This window comes from Algicola sagamiensis DSM 14643, assembly GCF_000374485.1.
Classification (GTDB): domain Bacteria; phylum Pseudomonadota; class Gammaproteobacteria; order Enterobacterales; family Alteromonadaceae; genus Algicola; species Algicola sagamiensis.
In genome coordinates this window covers 57,102-82,167 of record NZ_KB894494.1, presented here as the reverse complement: position 1 = coordinate 82,167, position 25,066 = coordinate 57,102, and the positions used below count along the sequence as shown (strand labels likewise).

24 protein-coding genes are annotated in these 25,066 nt (G+C 43.4%); 14 read left to right on the top strand and 10 right to left on the bottom strand.

The genetic code is table 11. From position 1 onward, the window contains the following. Positions 1 to 192: 192 nt before the first annotated feature. Positions 193 to 2,160 carry a methyl-accepting chemotaxis protein gene (locus C505_RS0107965; protein ID WP_018692073.1) on the bottom strand — a complete coding sequence of 656 codons (1,968 nt, stop codon included), beginning with the start codon at positions 2,158 to 2,160 and terminating at the stop codon, positions 193 to 195. 273 nt (positions 2,161 to 2,433) lie between these two features. Here C505_RS0107965 and C505_RS0107960 point away from each other — a divergent pair, with 273 nt between their 5' ends. Continuing rightward, entirely contained in the window at positions 2,434 to 2,898 is a 465-nt protein-coding gene (locus C505_RS0107960) for a tRNA (cytidine(34)-2'-O)-methyltransferase (protein WP_018692072.1), read from the top strand. A gap of 9 nt (positions 2,899 to 2,907) precedes the next feature. Next, a complete protein-coding gene (locus tag C505_RS0107955; protein WP_018692071.1) occupies positions 2,908 to 3,795 on the top strand; it encodes a cation diffusion facilitator family transporter in 888 nt (295 codons plus the stop codon). A 298-nt stretch (positions 3,796 to 4,093) separates the two neighbouring features. On the opposite strand, the gene C505_RS21800 is transcribed toward C505_RS0107955, so the two are convergent. After that, positions 4,094 to 5,017: a DMT family transporter gene (locus C505_RS21800; protein WP_018692070.1), complete on the bottom strand. Its 924-nt coding sequence runs from the start codon at positions 5,015 to 5,017 to the stop codon at positions 4,094 to 4,096. A gap of 210 nt (positions 5,018 to 5,227) precedes the next feature. Between C505_RS21800 and C505_RS0107945 the strand changes: the two genes are divergently transcribed. The 5 genes from C505_RS0107945 to C505_RS0107925 all read left to right on the top strand — a co-directional run bounded on the left by C505_RS0107945 (position 5,228) and on the right by C505_RS0107925 (position 11,357). Beyond that, positions 5,228 to 5,815: a hypothetical protein gene (locus C505_RS0107945; RefSeq protein ID WP_157368905.1), complete on the top strand. Its 588-nt coding sequence runs from the start codon at positions 5,228 to 5,230 to the stop codon at positions 5,813 to 5,815. A 162-nt stretch (positions 5,816 to 5,977) separates the two neighbouring features. Next, positions 5,978 to 7,543 carry a methyl-accepting chemotaxis protein gene (locus C505_RS21795; protein WP_018692068.1) on the top strand — a complete coding sequence of 522 codons (1,566 nt, stop codon included), beginning with the start codon at positions 5,978 to 5,980 and terminating at the stop codon, positions 7,541 to 7,543. A gap of 111 nt (positions 7,544 to 7,654) precedes the next feature. Continuing rightward, positions 7,655 to 8,467: a crotonase/enoyl-CoA hydratase family protein gene (locus C505_RS0107935; protein ID WP_018692067.1), complete on the top strand. Its 813-nt coding sequence runs from the start codon at positions 7,655 to 7,657 to the stop codon at positions 8,465 to 8,467. A gap of 142 nt (positions 8,468 to 8,609) precedes the next feature. Continuing rightward, positions 8,610 to 9,479 (top strand): NAD(P)-dependent oxidoreductase, encoded by an 870-nt coding sequence (locus tag C505_RS0107930; RefSeq protein ID WP_018692066.1) that lies wholly within the window; start codon positions 8,610 to 8,612, stop codon positions 9,477 to 9,479. Positions 9,480 to 10,112: 633 nt separating this feature from the next. Beyond that, positions 10,113 to 11,357: a malic enzyme-like NAD(P)-binding protein gene (locus C505_RS0107925; protein ID WP_018692065.1), complete on the top strand. Its 1,245-nt coding sequence runs from the start codon at positions 10,113 to 10,115 to the stop codon at positions 11,355 to 11,357. Between the two features lie 298 nt (positions 11,358 to 11,655). Here the strand turns inward: C505_RS0107925 and metJ are convergent, their stop codons facing one another. Further along, positions 11,656 to 11,991, bottom strand: coding sequence for a met regulon transcriptional regulator MetJ (metJ, locus tag C505_RS0107920; RefSeq protein ID WP_018692064.1), 336 nt, complete (start codon positions 11,989 to 11,991; stop codon positions 11,656 to 11,658). A 154-nt stretch (positions 11,992 to 12,145) separates the two neighbouring features. On the opposite strand from metJ, the gene metB reads away from it, so the two are divergent. The 4 genes from metB to C505_RS21785 all read left to right on the top strand — a co-directional run bounded on the left by metB (position 12,146) and on the right by C505_RS21785 (position 17,369). Continuing rightward, positions 12,146 to 13,405, top strand: a complete 1,260-nt coding sequence (metB, locus tag C505_RS21790; RefSeq protein ID WP_018692063.1) for a cystathionine gamma-synthase — start codon at positions 12,146 to 12,148, stop codon at positions 13,403 to 13,405. A gap of 3 nt (positions 13,406 to 13,408) precedes the next feature. Further along, positions 13,409 to 15,760: a bifunctional aspartate kinase/homoserine dehydrogenase II gene (gene metL, locus C505_RS0107910; RefSeq protein ID WP_018692062.1), complete on the top strand. Its 2,352-nt coding sequence runs from the start codon at positions 13,409 to 13,411 to the stop codon at positions 15,758 to 15,760. A 116-nt stretch (positions 15,761 to 15,876) separates the two neighbouring features. Then, on the top strand, positions 15,877 to 16,776 hold the full coding sequence (gene metF / locus C505_RS0107905) for a methylenetetrahydrofolate reductase (protein WP_018692061.1): 900 nt from the start codon (positions 15,877 to 15,879) through the stop codon (positions 16,774 to 16,776). Positions 16,777 to 16,832: 56 nt separating this feature from the next. After that, positions 16,833 to 17,369, top strand: a complete 537-nt coding sequence (locus C505_RS21785) for a hypothetical protein (protein ID WP_018692060.1) — start codon at positions 16,833 to 16,835, stop codon at positions 17,367 to 17,369. Between the two features lie 28 nt (positions 17,370 to 17,397). Here the strand turns inward: C505_RS21785 and C505_RS0107895 are convergent, their stop codons facing one another. The 6 genes from C505_RS0107895 to priA all read right to left on the bottom strand — a co-directional run bounded on the left by C505_RS0107895 (position 17,398) and on the right by priA (position 23,286). Further along, entirely contained in the window at positions 17,398 to 17,871 is a 474-nt protein-coding gene (locus C505_RS0107895; protein ID WP_018692059.1) for a MerC domain-containing protein, read from the bottom strand. Positions 17,872 to 17,937: 66 nt separating this feature from the next. Then, entirely contained in the window at positions 17,938 to 18,306 is a 369-nt protein-coding gene (locus C505_RS0107890) for a gamma-butyrobetaine hydroxylase-like domain-containing protein (RefSeq protein WP_040439607.1), read from the bottom strand. A gap of 116 nt (positions 18,307 to 18,422) precedes the next feature. Continuing rightward, a complete protein-coding gene (hslU, locus tag C505_RS0107885; protein WP_018692057.1) occupies positions 18,423 to 19,751 on the bottom strand; it encodes an HslU--HslV peptidase ATPase subunit in 1,329 nt (442 codons plus the stop codon). A gap of 11 nt (positions 19,752 to 19,762) precedes the next feature. Next, positions 19,763 to 20,281 (bottom strand): ATP-dependent protease subunit HslV, encoded by a 519-nt coding sequence (gene hslV / locus C505_RS0107880; RefSeq protein ID WP_018692056.1) that lies wholly within the window; start codon positions 20,279 to 20,281, stop codon positions 19,763 to 19,765. Between the two features lie 147 nt (positions 20,282 to 20,428). Further along, positions 20,429 to 20,959, bottom strand: coding sequence for an SPOR domain-containing protein (locus tag C505_RS0107875; protein ID WP_018692055.1), 531 nt, complete (start codon positions 20,957 to 20,959; stop codon positions 20,429 to 20,431). A gap of 140 nt (positions 20,960 to 21,099) precedes the next feature. Beyond that, positions 21,100 to 23,286 carry a primosomal protein N' gene (priA, locus tag C505_RS0107870; protein ID WP_018692054.1) on the bottom strand — a complete coding sequence of 729 codons (2,187 nt, stop codon included), beginning with the start codon at positions 23,284 to 23,286 and terminating at the stop codon, positions 21,100 to 21,102. A 166-nt stretch (positions 23,287 to 23,452) separates the two neighbouring features. On the opposite strand from priA, the gene C505_RS24265 reads away from it, so the two are divergent. The 3 genes from C505_RS24265 (at position 23,453) to C505_RS21780 (ending at position 24,752) form a co-directional block, all read left to right on the top strand. Next, on the top strand, positions 23,453 to 23,764 hold the full coding sequence (locus C505_RS24265; protein ID WP_026317822.1) for a hypothetical protein: 312 nt from the start codon (positions 23,453 to 23,455) through the stop codon (positions 23,762 to 23,764). A 122-nt stretch (positions 23,765 to 23,886) separates the two neighbouring features. Beyond that, the gene (gene rpmE / locus C505_RS0107860) at positions 23,887 to 24,105 is read left to right on the top strand and encodes a 50S ribosomal protein L31 (RefSeq protein ID WP_018692052.1); all 219 of its coding nucleotides are present in this window, start codon (positions 23,887 to 23,889) and stop codon (positions 24,103 to 24,105) included. Between the two features lie 167 nt (positions 24,106 to 24,272). Beyond that, positions 24,273 to 24,752, top strand: a complete 480-nt coding sequence (locus C505_RS21780) for a DUF2244 domain-containing protein (protein ID WP_018692051.1) — start codon at positions 24,273 to 24,275, stop codon at positions 24,750 to 24,752. A gap of 72 nt (positions 24,753 to 24,824) precedes the next feature. Here the strand turns inward: C505_RS21780 and C505_RS0107850 are convergent, their stop codons facing one another. Next, a complete protein-coding gene (locus tag C505_RS0107850) occupies positions 24,825 to 25,037 on the bottom strand; it encodes a hypothetical protein (RefSeq protein WP_018692050.1) in 213 nt (70 codons plus the stop codon). Positions 25,038 to 25,066: the final 29 nt, after the last annotated feature.

The window sequence follows — 25,066 nt, the reverse complement described above, 5'->3', positions numbered from 1 at the left end:
CGTCCGAAAAACGTTCGAAATACTAACAGCTCAGACCAGGAATTGCAAACTAACTATATTAATTTCATTAATAAAAAGTAAATCAATGGGTTGGGCGCTTAGTGAAATGGTCGATAAAAGGGAGTGAGCGAGTCGTGAAATAAAAAAGCGGCCTGTTCAACAGCCGCTTTTTTGAAACGTTATTCGGTTTGTTTATGTTTTAAACTTACCGACTAAATCATTGAGGGTATCTGAAAAGTCATGAAGCTCAGAGGCTGTTTCATCGACTTGGCCTGCAATCCCTGCAACATCATTCGATGCATCCCTGATTTGCTCCATATTTTTATTGATATCTTCAGAAACCTGGTGCTGTTCTTCGGCAGCTGCGGCAATCTGGGTATTCATATCACTGATATCAATGATGGATGAATTAATGGAGTCAAAGGTTGCTTTTGCCTCATTCGATAGATTGAGAGCGCGTTCTGATTGGTCGAGGCTCTTCTCCATTTCACCCGAGATAGAGCGAGTCATGGAACGGAGCTGCTCAAGTTGTTGTGTGATCTCTTGCGTGGCCTCCTGAGCACGTTGTGCCAGCGCGCGAACTTCATCTGCGACTACCGCAAACCCTCGACCTTGCTCACCCGCTCGTGCTGCTTCAATCGCTGCATTGAGTGCTAGTAAATTCGTTTGTTCTGCAATACCTCGAATGACGTCGAGGATCGAAGTGATGTTTTCACTCTCACTATCGAGAGTCACGATATTATCGGCTGCGCTTTGGATCATTTCACCAAGTGTTTGCATCCCAGAGAGCATTTGGTCGACCTGATGCTGTCCTTTTTCCGTGGATTGTTGCGTGTGTTGTGCAGAGTTCGCTGCACCAGCACAGGTTTGTGCCACTTCATTGGCTGTCGCAGACATTTCGGTTATTGCTGTTGCAACCATATCCATCGCCATTTGTTGCTGCTGAATGGACTCGTTTGCAGAAGAAGTCAAATCATGTGCGTTTTCTGCTGAACGACTAACCTGATTGGCTGTTTGCTTAATATCAGTCACTAGATTTGAGATAGAACCTAGGAAGTGATTGAAAGAATCTGCCAGCAGGGCTGTTTCGTCATTACCAGAGACAGTCAAGCGTCTGCTCAAGTCACCACCGCCTTTCGAAATATCTTCGAGACCCGTTGAAACCATCGCAATCGGTTTGGTTAAACGTCTGGATAAGAACACAGCAATAGCCATGAAGACACCGAGTAAGATCAAACCAATGACAATGATGGTGTAGGTCAAGTTATTCGCAGGAGCCATGACCTCATCCATACTGACCAAGCCAATAATTTTCCAACCGAGTTTTTCTGATGTATAGATGTTTGCAAGAAAGTCTTCTCCATCGATATCGATGTGAATGATGCCTTCTGACATGTTGGCGATTTCTTTATATTTACCACCAGAGATCTCTTCAATCATGTTATTCGCATGTTCAGAAAATCTGGGGTCAACGAGTACTTTGCCGGATTTTTCAACCAGCATGAGATAACCGCCTTCACCAATTTTGACTTCTGCAACTGTTTTTTCCAGATTGCTTAAGGAAATGTCGAGTGCTTGAACACCATTTCCATTTTTAAAACCACAGACAAAGCTAATCAAAAAAGCTTTTTCAGGGGCATAATAATAAGCTTCAGTTCGTCCTGGGTTATGCCCAACCTTCATTCCAAGCGGGAACCACGCACGTTTTGTTGGGAAGTAGCCAGTTTCACCTGGGTTAGGCGGCGCAATGGCATCGGCTGGGTATTGAATATATTGATTCGTTTTAATTCCAGAATAAACGTATTTAATATTTTTATGTGTGATCCCAAAGTCTCGGTAAACTTCATAGATTTTTTGTTCGATACCGCCAGCGGTTGCTGATTTCAAGGGAACAGAGCCAGTAATGTTTTTGTAGTCTTGAACTGTCTCATCCATTTGTTGAATAAATGGGTGGCTCGCTAAATAACAGGCGTCTTTACCAATTTCATCGAAGAAAGTATTGAGCGCAAAATCAATCTGTCTTGCCTCGCGGACATTTGCAGACATGAAATTATCCAATGCCTGGTTGCGATTCTGGACAATCACAATCACAAGTATGATGACAATTGGGATAACAATTGTTGCGAAAAAAGCACTTAAAAGCTTCTGTGACAGATTCATTGAGACAAGCTCTCCAAACGCTGTATACGATACGGATCGTTACAATTGGTTTTTCTTACTAAAAGTTAGGTGCAATTTTATGTTTTATCAATGTGATAGGAAAGGGGATAGCTGTATGCTATCTAAGCATATGAAATGGAAAATAAAACGGGCGCTTGATTTTTAAGCGCTTTGTTCCTGTTATCGGTGAGAATTGAAGGCTGAGGTTTGAAGTGTTGCCGATAGATAGGCTGCTCGATATACTCCTTGCTTTTGGTTGTTTAGGATCTTCTGATGTTTCATATTGCACTGCATGAACCCCAAATCGCCCCGAATACAGGGAATATTATTCGATTAGCGGCGAATAACGGTTGTCGACTTCACTTAATCGAGCCTTTGGGTTTTGATTTGGAAGAAAAGAAATTGAGACGTGCAGGATTGGATTATCAAGATCTGGCGAATATGACCATTCATGCAAATTACGAAGCATTCTTAACTGCAATGGCAGGCAAGCGGATTTTGGCTTGCACGACAAAAGGGAGTCGCCCTCATGATCAGCTCACTTATGAGCAAGGCGATGTCTTATTATTCGGAGCAGAGACAAAAGGTTTGCCTATGGAAATTATCGAAAGTGTGCCACAAGATTGTCGGCTTCGTATTCCGATGCAACCAAATAGTCGTAGTTTGAATCTATCAAATGCCGTTGCAATCATTAGCTATGAAGCCTGGCGTCAGCATGGGTTTGCTGGCGGGAGTTAACAACAGGTCATGACCTACGAAAAAGCGGTAAAAGTTGCTGGAGTCGCATCCATAACTGCGGCAATCATACTCATCGCAAGTAAGATGATTGCTTGGATGTTGACAGGAAGCTCGAGTATTTTAGCGTCTTTAACAGATTCGATGCTGGATGTCATGACGTCGACATTAAATTTTCTGGTGATCACGTATGCAGTTCGCCCTGCAGATAATGAGCATCGCTTTGGTCATGGAAAGGCCGAAGGGATCGCTGGTTTAGCACAAGCCGCGTTTATCGCTGGTTCGTCTGTATTACTTATCGTACACAGTTTGCAACGCCTGAATACGCCAGAGACAATACAGCATGTGCCTTTTGGCATCGCAGTGAGTGTATTCGCTATTCTCGTAACATTTGGCTTATTGTTGATACAGCACTGGGTGATCAAGCATACAAACTCTGTCGCCATCAAAGCAGATCATGTTCATTATAAAGGTGATCTGTTGATGAATCTCGCCGTCATCATTGGTCTTCTCTTACCTGGCTATGGATTTCTAAGTGCAGATAGCTTGATTGCGATATTTATTGGTGTTTACCTCCTTGTTTCTGCGTTTCAGGTTGCGAAGGAAAGTGCAGACACACTGATGGATAGAGAAGTGGATGAAGTAACACAAGTGCAAATCGAGTCGCTGGCTTCCTCTCATCCGGATGTACATGGTGTACATGCACTTCGAACAAGACAGTCTGGAAAAACGCTATTTATTCAGTTGCATATTGAATTAGATGATCATCTGCCGCTTGTGGAAGCTCATCGGATCACAGAAGAAATTGAAGTGCGCCTTGAGACAGCTTTTCCACACAGTGATGTGCTTCTCCATCAGGATCCGGTTTCTATCGTGAAACAGGGGCTTGATAGAACATAGTTGATGCATATCAACCAAAAGTACTATTTAATTTGGCATTTGTTCCCAAATTGTGTTAAGTATTGAATGAGGTACTTAATTCTTAAGTATGAAAATGCATCACGGATAAGGAGGTGAAGATGAAACGTGTGTATTCTCCGAGCCACAACGAATAAGGAGGATCTGGAGATGGTATTCAATCAATTATATGTTTTATGGAAAAACATTTTATGGTGTTTATGGTGAAAGCGATGACACTGTTGTTTTCATAAAACAATTCACCCAAAAACAGCCGCCAGTATATCTGGCGGCTGCTTGTTTAAGCTCTGTTTACTTTCACCTTTGCCACTTTCAATATGGACTGCTTAACAACATTGAGTTTGCCCATAGCAATCAAATTACCAAATACAATCAGCCCAATACCCATGAAAGTCTCAGCTCGCCACTGGTAATTCTCAAAAATGCTTGAGAAGATCATCGCGACAATTGGATAAACTAGAACGACATAGCCTGCTTTGCCTGGACCGATATTTCGAAGCAGGGTGATGTAAGCGCCAAAAGCAAAAATTGAACCGAAAACAGCAAGATACAGCATCGAATAGAGGTATTCCGGGCGGTTATCCCAGTTGAAATCAATGCCAAGTGCAAGCGCAATACAAGTGAGGAAAATGGAAGAATACAGCATGCCATATGCGTTGGACTGGATGACAGGCAATTCATGTTTCTGGTTATAGCTGGAAATCACATTCCCGAGTGACGCAATAGAGCAACCAAGGACGGAGAAGAAGACGCCATACCAGAATTCATCAGAGTTTGTGTCTACCTGTATTTCAGGTAAAAAGATACACAGGATCCCCAAAATACCAATGCTGCCACCAACCATAACATTGGATGTGATTGGATGCCTTAAAAACATAAATGAAAAGAATACATTTGTATAAACCATCACTGTACTGACGACAGCGGCCAAAGCACTGACTATATACTCCTCACTTTTATACACAGCCCAATAGTTGATCCCGAACATAAAGATCCCCTGAATTGCCATCAGAAAGTGTTGTAAGGGAGAAAATCTCATCGGGATTTTTTTGAGGAAACAAAAAGCAAATAAGATGAATGCAGCAAGTACGTAGCGATAAATTATCGAAACAACAGGGTCAACTTCTCCCAATTGAAATGTGATCACGATCCAGGTCGAGCCCCAAATAAACGCGGCGATAATAAACAGAAGTGCATTATTCATACTTTTTACTGCCTTTGTTGTTGATGTACGTCGTGATTGAGTGAGGTTACGCATTCAGGTGTACATCAGTATGTAGTTGTAAGACGAGATGAATGGTCGGCGCGCATTCTACCAGCGAGTGACTTTTTGAACAACTCGAAACCACGAGCGGGTTTCAATCTTGGTATACACTGAGTTCATGGATCAGGATTTTGTGCGAAGGTTGAGGGCTTGGGCGCTAAAAATTTCATCATTTTGATGGCCGTGATTGCGATCACGATGATCAATGGACTATTCATCTGGCTGGATATCAGCAGTCTTAAAAAGTATCTACTGAAACAACAACAAGGCAGCGTGCTGCATCTACAAAAGCGGCTGGGTTACGTGATCCCTCCAAAGATATGGACCCAGGAGATTGAACAGATTCAGGCTTTTCTTTCTCTTGAAGGGATCAATGTTGGGATCTTGTCACTGGAGGTTAATGATCGGGATGGGCAGCCAGTGACCTCGTTTCAGCCCGAGGAAAGAGAAGGTAGTCCGCTTCATGGCTGCTCCCATGGCTCCGACCCACATCATCCTTTGCATTATTGGATAGCACCTGTACGTCAGCAGATATATCATATGGACTTAATTTATACTCCTTCGGAGAATGCCTCAATGGGGCGGCATGTCGGCACATTAAAAGTGGTCACAAATCCCTTGTCAGTGAATCATATACTGAACGACATGTTTATTGATCGTTTGCTTTACTTGGTGTTTTTAGACTTAGGGCTGATCTTTGTTTTGTATCTGATGCTTAAGTTTAAGCATGTCGAATAGACCTTACTCAACCAGCAAATTTTTTAATGTGTACTGTTCTCAGATTTTTTGAAGATTTTCAATATAGGCAATCATGAACTATTGTTTTTGTTATGTCATGAATACGTTGTAACGATCACAGTCCTGCGTGGACGTTTTTAACGTCAGGATGTGGGGGTAAGAATGAAGAAGAGTATTCTCGTCAAGCTTATCGCAGTTGCTTTTGTCATTATCACAGCCTTAATTTCCGGATTTGGTGTTTATGATTACTTTTCAAAAAGTAATGAGCTTGAAGAAATACAAGACAACACGCTTGATCTGATAGCCTATCGACTCCAGTTAAATCTGCCACCAGCCATTTGGAACTATGAGAATGCACTATTGAAAGTTGTCATGGGTTCCGAGGTTAAATCGAAATTTGTCAGTAAAATCAGGTTGCTGGATAAAGACGGCAAGGTGATGGAGACTGTCTACTCGAAAGCTGAAGGTGAAGAGGGAGAAGAAGGCGCTCAAGAGCAGGAAGCTGCACCTGAAGAGGCTGTTGAGTACGATCCAACAAAGATGAAAATCGTTGAGCTGACATACAGTGAAGAAGGCTCAGATAAAGTAGAAATTGTTGGTAAAGCAGAAATTTATATCGATCATGCTGTGATTTCGAATGCCTTAAAGCAAGCAGCGGTCTCAAAGTTTATTCAGGTTGTTATCTTGGACATTATCGTACTGACATTCTTGTTTATTTTGACTCGTTCACTGGTCATGAATCCGATGCTCAGCGTTGTGAAAGCACTTGAAGACATCTCTGAAGGAGAAGGCGACCTCACTGCCCGAATTGAAGTTTTAAAAAATGATGAAATCGGAGCATTGGCCTGTGCATTTAATGTATTTGTAGAAAAGATTCAGACCTTGGTCTGTTCGATTCAAAATAATATTGTGCGTTTGACGGGTGTAGCGGAAATGGTGAACGGTGTCGCAGGCAGCACGCAGGGACAGATTGATGCACAAAGACACGAGACTGATCAAGTGGCAACAGCTGTGACAGAAATGGCAGCCACAGCGAAGGAAATTGCCTCGAATGCACATATGACCGCAGAAGCCGCAGAGAATGCCAAAGTAGAAACAAACTCTGTACAAACAATATTCATGGATTCAATCGAAAACATTCGTGAATTATCGACACAACTGAATGATGCAGCGGGTGTTATGGACGCTCTTGAGAATGATGTGGCGGGTATTGTGACAGTACTTGATGTCATCCGAGGTATTGCAGAGCAAACAAACTTGCTTGCTTTGAATGCTGCAATCGAGGCTGCACGTGCAGGTGAGCAGGGACGTGGATTTGCAGTGGTCGCAGATGAAGTCAGGGCACTGGCAAGCCGAACGGCTGAGAGTACAGCTGAAATTCAGAACATGATCCAGCGGCTTCAACAAGGCACGGCATCTGCGGTGAATGCAATGCGCGAAAGCCAGCAAAAAAGTGAGATTTCGGTGACAAGTGCAATGAAGTCGGGCGAATCATTGGACAGTATCGTTTCTGCCACAAATAACATTACGGATATGACAGCTCAGATTGCTGCTGCCGTTGAGGAACAAACGGCTGTCTCTGAGGAGTTGAATCGAAATATTAGCGCGATTGTTGATGCGGCAGATGCAACGAGTCAGCTCGTGACGGAAATGTCGGATGAGTCCGAGAATTTAAGCTGTATTTCTAGAGGCCTCGATGAGCAGGTTGGCCGCTTCAAGATCCAATAAAGCGAATTTTGATTTAAGGAAAAAACGAATTCGCTTGGATTATTTCCTTGATTAGAAACATGTTCACCTTTATAAACAAAGGCATCAATTTCCTTTTGAACGAAAATGCTTATGTCAGAATTAGTGCGAGTCATCTCCGAAGACCAAATTGCAACGGTGACTTTAAACCGACCAGAACAATACAATTCCCTGACTATCCCAATGTTTGAAGCGATCCGTGATGCGGCTTTATCTCTTCGAGAAGATCGTGATATCAGAGCTGTGATTTTATGTGGTGAAGGAAAAGGCTTTTGTTCAGGGCTGGATGTCCCTTCCGTCATCAAAAATCCGGCAAATGTCTATGCATTGCTTAAACGGGATGAAACAGAGCAGGTTGCGAATCTTGCGCAGGAAGTCTGTTATTTATGGCGAACGCTGCCCGTTCCTGTGATTGCTGTCACTCATGGTGTTTGTTATGGCGGTGGTTTACAGATTGCTTTGGGTGCTGACTTTCGCTACAGCCATACGGAGTGTCGTTTTTCAGTGATGGAAAGTCAGTGGGGGTTGATTCCGGATATGGGGGGCAGTATTTGCTTACGAGAACTCATGCCGATTGATATTGCCAAAGAGCTGACGATGACAGGAAAAGTGATCGATGCCGCGGAAGCAAAATCCATTCATTTAGTGACACATGTCAGCCATGATCCGATGGAAGATGCGCTGGACTTTTGTCGAACCATCAAAGAGCGTTCTCCTGATGCGATGAGTTACGCAAAAAAGCTGTTTCAGGAATCCTGGCATGAAAGTGAAAAGTCAGCACTGCATTTAGAAACCAAACTCCAGAAAAAAGTATTGGGAAGGCCAAATCACTTAATTACGGTATTTAACCGGCTTTTCAAAAAACAGGTCTCTTATCGGCGTCGTCCAGATCTCACGATTGACTGAGCATTAAGCATTCATTTTTTTAAATGTATGGATAGGGTGTTCGTGCTCACTCTGTCTTAATTATTGATACAAAAAAGAAAATACAACAAGAATGAAAGAATTTAGATAAAAATGAATTCTGGGAAAGATAGGAAGTAAGAAGATGAATTTAGAAAAAGTAGCATTTATTGGCTTAGGTGTCATGGGTTACCCAATGGCTGGGCATGTCTCGAATGCTGGCTACAGCACCAAGGTTTATAACAGAACTGAGTCGAAAGGTAGGGAATGGGAATCCCAATATAAAGGTGAATATTGCCATACACCAAAGCTGGCATCGGAAGAAGCTGATGTTGTCGCCATTTGTGTCGGCAATGATGATGACGTGAGAAGTGTTGTATATGGTGAAAATGGTGTACTGGCAGGTATGCAAGCAGGTAGCGTGATGATCGACCATACAACGACCTCTGCTGAATTGGCCGAAGAGCTGGCAGCTGCATGTGCTGAAAAAGGAATTCATTTTATTGATGCGCCAGTATCCGGTGGGCAAGCCGGTGCTCAGAATGGTGCACTCACGGTGATGTGTGGTGGTGAACATGATATTTTTGAGGCTGTTTCTCCACTGCTGGATAGCTATGCAAAGCAAGCAACGTTACTAGGTGGTCATGGTCAAGGCCAGCGTTGCAAAATGGTCAATCAAATCTGTATTGCTGGTGTGTTAAAGGGACTGAGTGAAGCGATTGTTTTGGCACAGAAGTCCAAACTGGATATTGAGCAAGTTGTGGGTGTACTGAAACATGGTGCGGCAGGCTCATGGCAAATGGAGAATCGAGCTGTAACCATGTCTCAAGACAAGTTTGACTTTGGCTTTGCTATCGACTGGATGAGAAAAGACTTAGGCATTTGTCTGGATGAAGCCAAAAAACACAACCTCGACATGCCGCTTACCAAAGAAGTTGATCGTGAGTATCAGGCTCTTCAAGAAAGAGGTTTGGGGAGAATGGATACTTCTGTTTTAATCAAGATAAAAGATTAAATAAAATCACTCAGGTTACTATGCTATGACGGATTTCTTGGTTCATCACATTGCTTTCCTGAGTGATCCAAAAACAGGCTGAAAAGCCACGCTTTGGTTGCTCGTTGTTTATTTGGAATGAGCAAACTTCTCTCCTTGAGCCGTGATTGATGCTTTTCTCCAGTAACAGCTGGGTTCGTGAAAGATCAGCAGATCTTCATATTTAATAAAATGAATAGTATTTTGCTGTAAAAATCTGAAAAGTAGTCGATAAAATTGCATAAACCTGCATGAATTTGCTTTTTTTCGTTATTTTTTCTGAGACTCCGAAATTCTTGTGAATTTACTTTACTATCTCGTTAATAAAATTGATTTTTGTAGAAAATTCAGCTTATCTGTATGGATAAGGTAATTCGGTTTTTGCTGCTAATGTGCAAAGAACTGATGTGAATATCGGTTAAAATCGATAGAAAGTAATAAAAAAGAGATAAAAGAGTACCTAACTGGTATGAACAGTTCAATTTTGAGTGAAAATTTGTCAATTTCGCTTGAAAATACTAGAAATAAGAGTAATGTATCGCTCAATTTCACTCTATTGTCTTATAAACAGCAATTAAGTCGTATAACAGCAATTCGCAGGAAAATAAGCGCATCATGGCAGACTTCAAAGAAAAAGCCCTCAAATATCATTCTCATCCAGTTCCAGGCAAGATTAGTGTCGAGCTGACAAAACCCGCTGAGACAGTCGAGCATCTTGCACTCGCATATAGTCCGGGTGTTGCTGAGCCAGTTCGCGAGATTGCAGCAGATCCAAACAATGCATATCAATATACTGCAAAAGGTAACCTTGTTGCGGTGATCTCCAATGGAACAGCCATTCTAGGTCTTGGTAATTTAGGCCCGTTGGCATCGAAACCTGTGATGGAAGGGAAAGCGCTTCTTTTCAAACGTTTTGCGAACTTGGATGCGATTGATATCGAAGTCCGTCACCGTACTACAGAAGAATTTATTAATACGGTTGCAAACATTGCAGACACCTTTGGTGGCATTAACTTAGAAGATATTAAGGCGCCTGAGTGTTTTGAAATTGAGAAAGAGTTGATTCAACGTTGTAGTGTGCCAATTTTCCATGATGACCAGCATGGTACGGCAATCGTCACCGCAGCAGGCTTGTTGAATGCACTAGAGATCCAAGGTAAAGAGATCCACGAGGCAACAATCGTCTGTATGGGTGCAGGTGCAGCCGCGATTGCATGTATGGAGCTTTTGATAAAATGTGGCGCGCAGCGTGAAAAAATCTACATGCTTGACCGTAAAGGGGTGATCCATACGCGCCGTGATGACTTAAATGAATACAAGCAGCTCTTTGCAAATAATACAGATAGAAGAACGCTTGAAGATGCAATTGAAGGCGCTGATGTCTTTGTTGGTGTTTCAGGTCCAGATGTGTTACCTCCAGAAGCATTGAAGCTGATGAATAAAAACCCTGTTGTCTTCGCATGTTCAAACCCAGATCCAGAAATCAAACCTGAATTGGCAAAAGCAACACGCGATGACTTAATTATGGCGACAGGTCGTTCTGATTATCCGAACCAGGTCAACAATGTACTTTGCTTCCCATTCATTTTCCGTGGTGCATTGGATGTACGTGCAACAGCCATTAATGACGAAATGAAAGTCGCTGCAGTACATGCGATCCGTGAAATCACGAAAGAATCAGTTCCGGCTGAAGTCTTAAAAGCCTCGAAGGTTGATAAACTTGAGTTTGGCCCGGAGTACATTATTCCTAAACCAATGGATCCAAGACTTTGTTCACGCGTTGCTTTGGCAGTTGCCAATGCTGCGATTGAATCAGGTGTTGCTCAGATTGAGTTGCCTAAAAACTACATGCAGTCTTAATTTTCTGATTTTTAAAGCCGTATCAAGGTCGCTTGATACGGCTTTTGCTTATTCTCTTCCATGCATCTACCTCTTCGATCCATCTACTTTCATTATCTCTTTGTGTATGGTTAAACCGTTTTTATGATGGGCATGACCACCTTGGTGGATGAGCAAGTGAGAAACTTTGAAACGACCTGACTCGACTACACCATTCTTTCCCTTTTAAATCACATTGCTCGCTACATCCTTGAACAGTACATGCCATCCTTGTGGCGGTGGCATGACATGGTTTGTGAGTAGAATTGATGAGAAAGGGTTAATCTTCGACTGCGTCTAAATCATCCAGATCAGGGATCGGTAGCCCGCGCTCTTCTAAAATTTTTCGAACCTTCGTTGGTACGAGTTCAGGATTATTTTTTTGCAGGTCCTCATCATCGGGAAGCGGCTGACCTGTAAATGCATGCAGAAATGCTTCACATAAAAGTTCGCTGTTTGTTGCATGACGAAGGTTATTGACCTGACGCCGTGTTCTTTCATCTGTCAGGACTTTTAAAACACGTAGGGGAATCGAAACCGTGATCTTCTTGACCTGCTGAGATTTTTTACCATGTTCTGCATAAGGGTGAATATATTCACCATTCCACTTAGCCATAACACCTGTTTCATTTGCTTGATTGATTATGTGAATTGTAACTATTTCAGATGCTCAGTCAAATAATTAGAAATTTAGACGTCTAAACGTATTGACATCTCTCATGAGGTTGACTAAAGTTTTAGACGTCTAAACGTCTTCATGGGTAATTGATATGTCAGAAGTGAAACATGCATCCACATTCGCAAGAGCAGCAACCATTGCTGTTCGTGCAGGTATAGAATCCGATACTCAGCATGGTTCGGTGGTACCTCCCATTCATCTTTCTTCAAACTTCAGCTTTGCTGGTTTTAATCAACCAAGAAAATACGATTATTCTCGCTCAGGTAATCCGACCCGCGATTTACTTGGCGAAGCGCTAGCTGAGTTGGAACAGGGCGAAAAAGGGATTATCACTTCAACAGGCATGTCAGCCGTTCATCTTGTCACGCAGCTTTTATCTCCAGAAGATGTGCTTGTGATCCCTCATGATTGCTATGGGGGCAGTTATCGTTTATTTACCTCAGCAAGTCAACGCGGGTTGTTTCAGTTGAAGATCGTTGACTTCAATGATCCGGAGATATTTGCAAAGCTATCTATTTTCCAGCCGAAATTGATCTGGTTAGAAACACCATCAAATCCACTGCTTCGCATTACGGATATTGAACAGATTTGCGGACATGCGAAGACGCTCAATGCACTTGTATGTGTGGACAACACATTCTTATCGCCAGTTCTACAACAACCACTTACTTTAGGTGCGGACATCGTGATTCATTCCACGACCAAATATATCAATGGTCACAGCGATGTCGTCGGTGGTGCAGTGATAGCCAAAGAAAAAGAACTTGGAGAAGAGCTGGCGTGGTGGGCAAATTGTATTGGTATCACTGGTGCACCATTTGATAGCTATCTGACGTTGCGTGGCTTAAGAACCTTGTATCCACGTTTAAAGCAGCATTTAGAGAACACACAAGCGATTGTTGAATTTCTTGCTGAGCATCCAGCGGTGGAAAAAGTTTACTATCCCGGACTTGCGGATCATCCAGGTCATGCAGTTGCCAAGGCTCAGCAACATGGGTTTGGTGCGATGGTGAGCTTTGAGTTGGTTGAAGGCCAATCGGTAGCCGATTTTGTGGCAGCGCTTGAGTACTTTTCACTTGCGGAGTCTCTCGGTGGGGTTGAAAGCTTAATTTGCCATCCTGCAACAATGACTCATGCTGCGATGGATAAAGAAGCACAGAAGACCGCTGGCATTTCAGAGCAGCTTTTACGAGTCTCTGTTGGGATTGAGAATGCTGACGATCTTATCCAGGATTTGGCACAGGCGTTGAATCTGCAAACTCGGCAGACCCAAGAGCAGGCTAACCCGGCAATCGGCGGTGACCCCAAACAACAGCTGACTGTCTCCGCAGCACAAGCAAACTGGTGGTAAGGTATGAGTCACGATCGCGTGTTTAAATTCGGAGGCAGCAGTCTTGCCTCAGCAGCGAATTATCGAGACGTAGCAGCACTTGTGTGCCAGTCTGAAGTCAAATGGGTGGTCGTGTCTGCTGCGGGTGATACGACGGACCTGCTGCTTGCATTGGCTGAATTATCTATACAAGCAAATTCACCCCAGCAAACGCAATCTCAGGACTTTTTAATTTCGCAGTTAATCAGTTATCAACGCGGCTTATTGTTATTTTTACCAGAACACGTTCAATACAATCTAATTGAACAGATCCAATTGGATGTTTGCGATGTGATCTTAAAAGAAGGTGTAACGTTAGATGAGGTAGTTGCGCTTGGCGAACACTGGTCATCACGTATCCTTTCTGCCTATTTACAAGCGCGAGGGAATACGGCGCGTGCGCTGGATGCAAGAGACTTTTTCAGACAAGAGAATGGACAATTTGACGCTGGCACATCTCGTACGCTGATAAAGCCTTACCTGGGCTTTGCCGGCTACTCTGTTGTAACGGGTTATATTGCAAGAGATCATGCGGGACAGACAGTCACATTTGGCAGAAATGGCAGTGATTATACTGCAACACTTCTGGCTGATATTATTGATGCAAAAGATGTCGTTCTTTGGACGGATGTTGACGGTATTTATGCTGCTGATCCAAGAAAAGTGCACAATGATAGGCTGACGGAAGTGTCAACTCATCAATTGAGTTTATTGGCGAGATTAGGCAACCCAATTATTCACTTAAAAACCTTGCAGCCAATGCTCCAGTCGGATTTGACTCTCCATGTTCGCCAAACTGATCTCGGTTTTCAAAGCCAGGGCACTCGCGTGAATCGACACGCGCAACAGCAATGGTTACTGACGAATACCAACCTTCGGCGTCATCTTGTTTTGCAGGATGTGAACCAACGTGAGAAAGAAACGATCCTCAATGCGTTTACATCAAGTCCAGCGGTTCTTGTTGATGACCACGAACGGATTGAACTTCTTGTTGAAGAAGATGACTATGCTCGCCTCAAACCATTCCTTGATACAGTGTTTACTCAAAGAGTCAAAGACGAAGGTCAAGCTGCGCTAATCGGAGTCGTTAGAGGAAAGGATAGTGAGAACCAGGTGTTTGATGCACTCAGTACAGTTTTGCATGCTCAAGCGATACAGAGTGAAACGAAGGTTCTCAAAGAAATTGCGACAGACGATCAATATATATGGTTGCTCGATGCGCCGTGTGAGCCAGAAACACTCATCGCGTTATTTGGATGTCTCCCAAGTCAGAAAGAGTCGATCGCACTGGTTGTCGCTGGAATAGGGCAGGTCGGTCAAACTTTCTTACAACAACTGTCAGCGTTACAGGCAAATTGGCCAAATCATTCGCTGCAATTGGTTGGAATTTGTAATTCAAAACAAGCGATATTCGATAAGAGTGGATTATTGATACCTTCTGCACTGTCTGATTTTCAACAATATGCTCAGTCTTATCAGCCAAGTGATCTTGTTGAATTTTGCCATGCCGTGCAGAGCAAACATCTCGTGTTTTTTGATCTGACAGCCAGTCAGGATCTACCGACATTATACCCACAGCTTGTTGAGGCCGGCTGTCACTTGATTGGTGCGAACAAACACGGGAAAACACAACCCATCGATTTAGAACAAACGCTTCAAGAGTGCTTAAGCAATGAAGGACGAGTTTACTTATCCAATACGACGGTAGGCGCTGGATTACCTGTTCAGCATACAATTCAGGAGTTAACTGAGACAGGTGACAGGATCACACAAATTCAGGGGATATTCTCGGGCACACTTTCATGGCTGTTGTGTCAGTTTGACGGGCAACGTCGATTTAGTGAATTAGTTCAAGAGGCCCAATCGTTAGGATATACGGAGCCAGATCCAAGGGAAGATATTTCTGGTGGAGATGTACAACGAAAATTACTGATCCTAGCTAGAGAAGCGGGTGTGCCATTGAACATATCTGACATCGAGATAGATCCTTTACTCCCTTCCCAGTTCTTAAACCCTGAGGTGACACTTGCTTCACAATGGGATGATATTGATGCCTGGATCTTGTCTCTTTATCAACGAGCGAATAGACAAAAGTGTTGTCTTCGCTACGTTGGAAGTCTACGAGTTTTAAAGGATGGTTATCAAGCGAATGTTCGTTTGGAAATGGTTTCTCGTGACAGCGATCTTGCAGCAATCCGGCCATGTGACAATGTATTTCAAATCCAGTCAGAAAGGTATGCTGAAAACCCAATTGTGATCCGGGGACCAGGAGCAGGAAACGATGTGACAGCAGCAGGTGTGATCGCAGATCTGAAACGTCTGTGCCATCAGATATAGCTGACAGCAGCGACATGAATGAAAGATAAATAGAACCTAGTCATCATGAAAAGTAATTACACCCTATATTTTGATGGGGAATTTGTCTTAGCAGACAACGGAAAGGTGAAGCCAGTATGTTAAAAGCAATTGCATTAGAGTCATTGAATCGACGAATTCAGGATGTACAAGGGGACGTTCGTGTTTCCTTTGAATTCTTTCCTCCCAATGATGAAAAGATGTCAGAGATGCTTTGGAAGTCAGTTGAACGGCTGGCACCGCTTCAGCCTGAGTTTGTGTCAGTGACTTATGGTGCTTGCTCTGGTGTACGTCATAAAACCCATGATGTGATCCACCGTATCCAAGCAGAAACTAACTTGGTTGCGGCACCTCATTTAACATGTATTGATGCATCAAGAGAAGAACTGATCACACTTGCAAAGGCTTATTGGAATTCTGGGATCAAACATATTGTTGCTTTAAGAGGCGATCTGCCAGAAGGAAGTACCCAAAAGCCAGAAATGTATGCCTCTGACTTGGTTTCTTTACTACGTTCTGTCGCAGATTTTGATATTTCAGTGGCAGCTTATCCAGAAGTTCACCCTGAAGCAGAAAACGCACAAGCAGATCTGCTCAGTCTAAAACGAAAAATTGATGCAGGGGCAAACCGTGCGATCACACAGTTTTTCTTTGATGTTGAAGCATTTTTAAGGTTTCGAGATCGTTGTGTAGCTGTTGGAATTGATGCAGAGATTGTTCCTGGAATTTTACCGGTAACCAACTTTAAGCAACTCCTTCGGTTTGCCAGTTTTACGAATGTTCATGTACCACAATGGATGCACAGCCTGTATGACGGGTTAGAAGATGATATGGAAACCCGGAAATTAGTCGCTGCAAATATTGCGATGGAGATGGTGAAAGTATTACGGCGGGAAGGGGTTGAGCAATTTCATTTCTATACACTGAATCGTTGTGAACTTAGTTATGCGATTTGTCACTTACTTGGGATCCGCCCGGTAAAGTCAAGTAAAGGTTGAGAAAAGAAGCTGGCTGAGCTAAACCTAAAGGAAGTCAATTATAAGGTTCCGTTTCGATGAGCAATCCTCCTGAAGAGTGGTGTTTTCGTAGCGAGAGTGCAAGATTATTAGGGTTGTCTGTTGCTCAAATTCATACTGGACTGACCGACGGAGATAAATCGGTTGAGACATTAACCACTTCATTTCGTGAGCTTGTCGATTTTTGCCTCAGAGTTCAAGAATTGACTCAAAAGCCTATGGATGACCCAGAGCAGAGATTGGAAATCGGTAAACTTGCGACAAGTATGCACGATCAAATTAATGCTGCCATTATGGCTTTCCAGTTTTATGATCGTCTTTGCCAGCGACTTGACCATGTCTCTGGTAGCTTACTATGTCTCAGTGACCTGGTGAAAGATGAGGAAAGTTTAAATGACCCAAGAGGGTGGGCTTCTCTTCGTGAACGCATTCAAGACTCCTATACGATGGAAGCTGAGCGCTTGATGTTCAGAGCAATTATGCAGGGTGCGACGATGGATGAAGCTTTGAATATCTATAAGGAAGAATTGGAGCGTATGGAAAATGCTAAAGAGGATGATGTCGAGCTTTTCTAGTACACCATCTCCCGTCTAAGATGGGTCGTTATGACCCTTCATGTTTTTCTTGAGTGTCACATCCACGGCATGCGTTGCAGAGCCGAATATTTAAAATATGAGATAATACAATAAATACAGCCCCAAAAATCAGGACGAACGGTTCGTAAGTTTCACCGAGTGCGTCTTTATTCCAATAGATAAAGATACCAATGGTAAACGCGTAGAATGGATACAGCTTGCGGTGGTAGCGATGGAAGCCAGAAAAGAGCGCGATTGAACCTAAAACGATCGTGATGAGTAGAATAGAATGCTCAAATTCGTGTGTTGCAAGAAAGTTGACACCAATCAAAGGGAGTATCGGCAGGAGGGCGGGTAATAAAATACAATGCACCGCACACAAGGATGTAATTGCGATCCCAATTTTATCAAGAAAGTTTTTTCCCTGACGTACCATTTCTGCCTTGCCTACTTCATCATTTTCAAAAGACGTAATACTACCACAGTTGTTATAGTATAACATATTCTTTTTTTCCTAAATCATGGGACAGCTTTGAGTAACCTCGACTACTTGAACATCGGGTCAGTATTATGGCTTGAACTGGATTGGAATTTGTGTGTCACGATTCGCATTTGCATGCTCTAGCTTTTCTAAATATTGCTGCCAGAGTGTTTGCTGGTTTTGCGCAATCTCTTGGAGGTAATCCCAACTGTAAAGGCCGGACTGGTGGTTATCGCTAAAAATAAGTCGTACAGCGTAATTACCGATTGGGACAACGCCATCAATAGCGATATCTTTTTTATGGGCGACAGGCGTCGATTGTGACTTCGCTTGAGCAGATGGGCTGAATACACGAAGAAATTCTGCGGAAAGTCCATACATGGAATCGTCTTCAAAATAGACATCCATTATTTTACTTTTTTGATGATAATGCAGCTTTATCACTTGTGCTTTCAAAAGTTTCTCCTAAAAAAAATCGGCCCCTTTCGGAGCCGATATTCAGTACACCGTTTTCAAGAATATGTCTTTCAAGTCTATGTTTTTAAAAAATATATCTTTAAAGTGGATTGCGATTATAGGATGAAGCGACTGAGATCTTCATCTTCTATCAGCTCACCTAGACACTTGCTGACGTATGCTTCATCAATGGTGATTGCGCTACCCGCTTTATCAGAAGCATCGAAAGAAATCTCTTCCATCAGCTTTTCTAATACAGTGTGCAGACGACGAGCGCCGATGTTTTCAGTTTTTTCGTTGACTTGCCAAGCTGCCGCAGCAATACGCTTGATGCCATCTTCAGAGAAATCTACGGTTACACTTTCAGTTGCCATCAGAGCCTTATATTGCTCTGTTAATGAGGCATTTGGCTCAGTAAGGATACGTTCGAAGTCCTCTGCGCTTAAAGCTTCGAGTTCAACACGGATCGGAAGACGGCCTTGGAGCTCTGGGATCAAGTCAGAAGGCTTCGCCATTTGGAATGCACCAGATGCGATAAACAAAATATGATCCGTTTTTACCATGCCATGCTTGGTGCTCACGGTACTGCCTTCAACAAGTGGAAGTAAGTCACGCTGAACCCCTTCGCGAGAAACATCTGGGCCACTGGATTCGCCACGTTTACAGATTTTGTCAATCTCATCGACGAACACAATTCCGTTCTGTTCAACGTTATGGATAGCTTTTTCTTTTAAGTCTTCCTGATTAACCAGCTTCGCAGCTTCCTCTTCTGTCAGTGCTTTCATGGCTTCTTTGACAGTCAATTTACGACGCTTCGTTTTATCGTTGGATAGGTTTTGGAACATGTTTTGTAGCTGTGAAGTCATCTCTTCCATCCCTGGAGGTGCCATGATCTCAACGCCAACTTGTGATGCAGCGACATCAATCTCGATTTCTTTATCGTCGAGTTTGCCTTCGCGTAGTTTCTTACGGAAGATCTGACGCGTATTGGAATCATCTGTTTCTTCTTCATCACCCCAAGTGTTTTTTGGGCGGGGAAGGAGCGAATCAAGGATTCTGTCTTCTGCTTGCTCCTCTGCGCGGAAACGAACTTTTTCCATTTCAGTTTCTTTAGTCATTTTGACAGAGATATCGACAAGATCACGGATGATCGTCTCAACTTCTTTACCAACATAACCAACTTCAGTGAACTTCGTTGCTTCAACTTTAATGAAAGGCGCTTGTGCCAGCTTTGCTAAACGACGTGCGATTTCGGTTTTACCAACTCCCGTTGGACCAATCATGAGGATGTTTTTCGGTGTGACTTCAGCGCGCAGCGTGTCATTTAGCTGCATGCGACGCCAACGGTTACGCAGGGCAATTGCCACCGCTTTTTTTGCATTGTTTTGACCGATAATATGACGGTCAAGTTCATGAACAATTTCGCGTGGGGTCATGGATGACATAATGCTTTCCTTTATAACTCTTCGATCGTCTGATTGCTGTTGGTATAAACGCAGATATCGCCTGCGATTTTTAAGCTTTTCTCTACAATATCTTTCGCTGGCAATTCTGTGTTTTCCAGCATGGCCGTTGCAGCAGCTTGTGCAAATGAACCACCACTGCCAATCGCAATGAGGTCATGCTCTGGCTGGATGACATCTCCGTTACCAGAAATAATGAGAGATGCAGTTTCGTCAGCGACTGCAAGGAGTGCTTCTAATCGACGTAGCATGCGATCAGTCCGCCAGTCTTTGGCTAACTCAACAGCGGCTTTTGTTAAATGACCCTGATGCATCTCTAGTTTACTTTCGAAGCGTTCAAAAAGTGTGAAGGCATCTGCGGTACCACCTGCAAATCCAGCAATCACTTTGCCATGGTAAAGACGGCGAACTTTCTTTGCGTTTCCTTTCATTATGGTGTTACCAAGGCTCACTTGCCCATCACCACCAATGACGACCTTGCCGTCTCTTCTAACTGATACAATCGTTGTCACGTGAATTCCTCGATATTGGACGTGTCAATGTACACGCCACTTCAATAGATAAGCGCACTTCTATTTGTTAAGAAATGGCAGAGCACGCCAAGTGCATGCTCTTCAAAATTCGTGTTAAATCTGATGTGGGTGTCTTGGTTTCGTTTTTCAAGTCCAAGGCATGATGAGACAGCCATAGATTTTGCTTCGTTTGAGCTTATTCTTGGCTTTGAGTGCGTGTCGTTTGGTATCGAATGGGCCGAGTACAACCTTATGCCAGCGACCACCGTTGGTTTTTCTCACTTCGGACTCTAATCCAGCAAAGGCAATTCTTGCTTTGAGCCTATTTGCTGCATCTTCGCTTCTAAGGGAGGCACATTGCAAAAGGTAAGGTCCCTTTGACTCAATTTTCTTTACCTCAACTTCGACTTCTTTGTTCTTTAGCTCGTCGACATATTGCCACTTTTCTGTTTTTGGTGGAACAGGTAATTCGTTTTTGGGTTGAACCACAGTCGGTTGTGGGGTTTGTGGTTGCGGCGCTTGTTTTGCGGCACCTTTAATTGACCAAAGGAAATAGGCAAAGCCAAGAACGGCCAGGGATGTCAGGCCAATCTTCATGAGAAAAAGCGGATCGTTTGACTTTGCTTTTGCTTTATTATTCTTTGGTTTTGCTCGTTTGATATAGTCTTGTTGTGCCATGATAATTACTGATTTTTTTCAGGTATTTTTGGAAAAATACGGCGCTATCCAATCCGAGCATTCTAACCTACTTTTTCGAATATGAAAGTGCCCTGATGTGAAGAACAGTTGAAAATCAACTGCTTTAGTTTGTTTTTCGCTCAATATAGATCCTGTGGATCAATATCCAGTGACCATTTGACTTGTCGATGTGTGGGTAGCTTTGGGATGGCAGTGAGTAATGTCGCTGCGGCTTTTTGAATGGTTGAACGCTTTTTCGCGATCATCTGGAGTTGAAAGCGGAATTTGCCAGCTTTTTTTTCAAGAAGCGCTGGCATGGGACCAAATGCTTGCAACTCTTCGATGGGGGAAAGTGCTACTTTTAATCCTTCGATAAAGGATTGGCATGCTTGGGCATCCAAAGATGAAACACGAACCAGCGCCATCTGTCGAATGGGGGGAAATTGCGCAGCTTGTCTTTCTTCCAAGGCAAGTCTGGAAAAATGTGCATACCCGTTGTTGATCAGGTCTTGAAGCAACGGATGTTCGGGATGATGGGTTTGCATGAGGACTTTTCCTGCAATTGCTGCGCGCCCAGCACGTCCCGCGACTTGAACAATGAGCTGAGCCAAACGCTCTTGTGCACGAAAATCGGCACTATAGAGACCACCATCTACATCAATGATGACTGCCAGTGAAACACGGGGAAAGTGGTGTCCCTTTGCAAGCATTTGCGTGCCAATGATGAGGCAGGGCTTTCCTTTGAGAATGTCTGAGAACTGTTTTTCTAAGCTTCCCTTACGACGTGTGCTATCACGATCAATCCGGTAGATGGTCGTGTCCGGGAATTGTTCTGACAAGCCTTCTTCAATTTGCTCTGTACCGTGACCGACAGATACTAACTGTGTACTTCCGCACTCTAAACATTGGTGGGGTACTGGTGCGGTACTGCTACAGTGATGACAGACCATTTGTTGCCAGATCTTGTGATAGGTCGTAAAGGCACTACAGCGACTGCATTCGGTCAACCAACCACATTCATGACAGAGGAGCGCGTTGGCATAACCGCGTCGATTGAGAAAAAGCAGGACCTGTTCACCACGAGACAGTGTTGCTTTGATTTCGACAAGGACTTGAGACGATAAACCCAGATGCAATTTTTGCTGCTTCATATCCACAAGTTCGAATTGTGTTTGGTGAGATTGCATGGCACTTTTTGTGAGCAAGAGATGCTGATACTTTTGCTGGTGGACATTGTACAGGGATTCTAAGCTTGGTGTTGCACTTCCTAAGATCACTGGCACCTGAGTTTTCCATGCACGATAAATGACAAAGTCCCTTGCATGATAACGAAACCCTTCCTGCTGTTTGAATGAGAGATCATGTTCTTCATCAACGACAATTAAGCCGAGATTTTGAAAAGGAAGCAAACTGGCTGAACGTGTGCCAATGATCATCGCTGCGCTGCCCGTTCTGGCTGCATCCCAAGCGGTGAATTTCTCTGTATCATTGAGGGCGGAATGCCAAGGATAAAGAGGAAGATTAAATCGTTGTTCAAATCGTTGCAAGGTTTGGGGTGTCAGACCAATTTCTGGGACGAGGATCAGGACCTGCTTCCCTGTTGCGAGCACTTGACGGATGGTTTGAAGATAGACTTCGGTTTTGCCGCTACCCGTGACACCATCAAGCAGGTAGGTTTGAAACCGATCCAGCTGTTTGGTGATCGTTGTGACTGCAAGGGCCTGCTCAGGGTTCAGGTGTTTTTCATCTTGGATTGTGAGTTGTGTGAAATCACAAGATAGTGGGGTTTCAATTTTCTTTTCGACCCATTGTTTGTCCAGCAGGCTTTTTATTGTTGCAGGAGAAACACCGAGTGTTTTTAACTTTGCGCGGGATTGAGGCCATTTTTCAAGTGCTTGCAGCGCTAGTTTTTGCTTTTCACCACGAACTGTAGCATGAAGGAGATGTTTTTTTCCTAATGTCGTCAATTGTATTTGTTCTGGGCGGCATGCGGAGATGTTTTTTCCTTCTCGAAGTTGTGGGGGGAGGGCATGAAAGAGCACTTCACCAATGGGGGCCTGAAAATAACTTGCTGCCCAGCGTAGTGCTTCGAACAAGGTGGGTTCGTATATTGGTGAACTATCTAAACAAGTATCGATCGATTTGATCTTATCCGGATCGAAGTTTGGTTGGTCTGAAGTGCCCACGACGACACCAATCATCTGACGCTTTCCAAATGGGACTCGTACGCGGCAACCAGGTAAGATTTTACCGGATGCATCGGTCTTATAGTCAAAGACTGTCCGCATAGGAACAGGTAGTGCCACTTGCAAGAAGGCTGTCGACATTGGTGTTACGAGATCCCTATAAAAAATTCAAATTATACTCGAAAGTTGTTGTTTCTCAGGGCAGAATAGAGGAGCTTTGTATCACCGACCCAAACAGGATGGATCGCTCAGATTTGTTCTCGAGCAAGTGACTGACTACACTTTGTAAAAAACCGGAGGAGTAACAGTGAAATACAGTCTAATAGCCCTTGGGATACTGGTACTGTCTTTTTCATCGGCAGCGTCGGAAGCTTACCCCTATTCGCTTGAAGGCTATTGTATCTTAAAAAAAGAGGGGGTGGACGAAGATTTCATGAAAACATACGCAACACGACTTGGGTTTACCCCAAAAGTCAGCGTGTGTAAACGGTTTATCCGGTTACTGAACGACTTTCAGCCAAAAGGCTGGGATTACAAATTTGGCCGACCTTATCCCGGTAGCGCGATCGTGCTTTCAAAGGAGCAGATCGAAATGATCAATCAAGCACGCGCAAAATGATCGATTAAATATTGATTATTTGGTCGGCTTCATTTAGAATTCGCGCCTTTATTTTAAGTTATTAATCGTATGGTGTTCGGCTTAGGATCGAATAGCGATACGGCCTGAAAAAGAGGTTTTCCATGAAAAAAGATATCCATCCTAAATACGAAACAATCAACGCAACGTGTTCTTGCGGAAACAAGTTTGAGACGCGTTCTACACTTTGTAAAGACATCCACCTTGACGTTTGTTCTGCATGTCACCCGTTCTACACAGGTAAGCAGAAGATCCTAGACACGGGTGGTCGTGTTGATCGCTTCAACAAGCGTTTTGGCTCGCTTACAGCAAAGCGCGGTTAATCGCTTCTGGGGGCATCGTTTCTCGATGCTCCTTTTGATTTCCCCCTCTCTCCATTCTCCTTTTTTAAATTTCTTTTCAATCTTTCGTTTCGTTAAGCGTTTGGCACATCAGAAACACAAAATTCAACTATGCTTTGGGAAGAAATCCATGGGCATGTGGGTGAATATTGGTTGAAGTAAATTATGATTTTGGACGGGATGAAGGGCATGTCGTTCTCTCGGCAAATTGTTCAGCTTCCTGGCTCTCCATACAACGACTGCTTCTCTTCCTTGGGTTATTGTGCTTTACAATCGCTATCTCATTTTCATGGTTTGGTTTTTGGCCGATTCTACCTTTTGCGGGATTTGAGATTGGTGCATTAGCGGTTGCTTTTTATGTTGTCTCAAGGCGGCAACAATATGTGGAAATATTAGAGTTTACACCATCAGAGGTCTTGCTTTCATCTGGGCGGCATCACCGACAGACTCAGCTGAGTTTTTCACGGGCATGGTCGTATTTCCAAGTTGAAAAAGCACCAAGGCAAGCGTCTGATGTATTTCTATGTTGCCATCAAGAAAAAGTAGCGCTTGGTGTTTTTCTTAATAAAGTTGATAAGGCAAAGCTCGTCAGCACGCTCAAAGAAATAACAGTGAGCTTCCAACAGTAAGATAGTAATTTCAGCTTTAAGCTTTGATTCGGGGCTGTTGATCCATTGAGAAAAGATAAACAGGCCCTATGGTTACAGGTTTTCTATTTGCGCTGCAATTTCATCAAAGTCATGCTCAAGATCGCATCGACGCTGCTCATTGAGGCTTTCGCCGTAAATATGACAAATATTTGCTGCACTATGAAGCGCATCGGCTTTACTAATCGTTTTATTCCGTGCAATATCAACGAGCGCATCCATCTTTTCTTTCGCTTCTTGGTACATGTTTTCAGTTAAAATGCTCATAACTTTCTCCGTAGTTCCGCTTGAGGGTA

Coding starts and splice junctions, on each gene's coding strand:
- C505_RS0107965 (WP_018692073.1), bottom strand. CDS start 2,160: ATGAATCTGTCACAGAAGCTTTTAAGTGCTTTTTTCGCAACAATTGTT.
- C505_RS0107960 (WP_018692072.1), top strand. CDS start 2,434: ATGTTTCATATTGCACTGCATGAACCCCAAATCGCCCCGAATACAGGG.
- C505_RS0107955 (WP_018692071.1), top strand. CDS start 2,908: ATGACCTACGAAAAAGCGGTAAAAGTTGCTGGAGTCGCATCCATAACT.
- C505_RS21800 (WP_018692070.1), bottom strand. CDS start 5,017: ATGAATAATGCACTTCTGTTTATTATCGCCGCGTTTATTTGGGGCTCG.
- C505_RS21795 (WP_018692068.1), top strand. CDS start 5,978: ATGAAGAAGAGTATTCTCGTCAAGCTTATCGCAGTTGCTTTTGTCATT.
- C505_RS0107935 (WP_018692067.1), top strand. CDS start 7,655: ATGTCAGAATTAGTGCGAGTCATCTCCGAAGACCAAATTGCAACGGTG.
- C505_RS0107930 (WP_018692066.1), top strand. CDS start 8,610: ATGAATTTAGAAAAAGTAGCATTTATTGGCTTAGGTGTCATGGGTTAC.
- C505_RS0107925 (WP_018692065.1), top strand. CDS start 10,113: ATGGCAGACTTCAAAGAAAAAGCCCTCAAATATCATTCTCATCCAGTT.
- metJ (WP_018692064.1), bottom strand. CDS start 11,991: ATGGCTAAGTGGAATGGTGAATATATTCACCCTTATGCAGAACATGGT.
- metB (WP_018692063.1), top strand. CDS start 12,146: ATGTCAGAAGTGAAACATGCATCCACATTCGCAAGAGCAGCAACCATT.
- metL (WP_018692062.1), top strand. CDS start 13,409: ATGAGTCACGATCGCGTGTTTAAATTCGGAGGCAGCAGTCTTGCCTCA.
- metF (WP_018692061.1), top strand. CDS start 15,877: ATGTTAAAAGCAATTGCATTAGAGTCATTGAATCGACGAATTCAGGAT.
- C505_RS21785 (WP_018692060.1), top strand. CDS start 16,833: ATGAGCAATCCTCCTGAAGAGTGGTGTTTTCGTAGCGAGAGTGCAAGA.
- C505_RS0107895 (WP_018692059.1), bottom strand. CDS start 17,871: ATGTTATACTATAACAACTGTGGTAGTATTACGTCTTTTGAAAATGAT.
- hslU (WP_018692057.1), bottom strand. CDS start 19,751: ATGTCATCCATGACCCCACGCGAAATTGTTCATGAACTTGACCGTCAT.
- C505_RS0107875 (WP_018692055.1), bottom strand. CDS start 20,959: ATGGCACAACAAGACTATATCAAACGAGCAAAACCAAAGAATAATAAA.
- priA (WP_018692054.1), bottom strand. CDS start 23,286: ATGTCGACAGCCTTCTTGCAAGTGGCACTACCTGTTCCTATGCGGACA.
- rpmE (WP_018692052.1), top strand. CDS start 23,887: ATGAAAAAAGATATCCATCCTAAATACGAAACAATCAACGCAACGTGT.
- C505_RS0107850 (WP_018692050.1), bottom strand. CDS start 25,037: ATGAGCATTTTAACTGAAAACATGTACCAAGAAGCGAAAGAAAAGATG.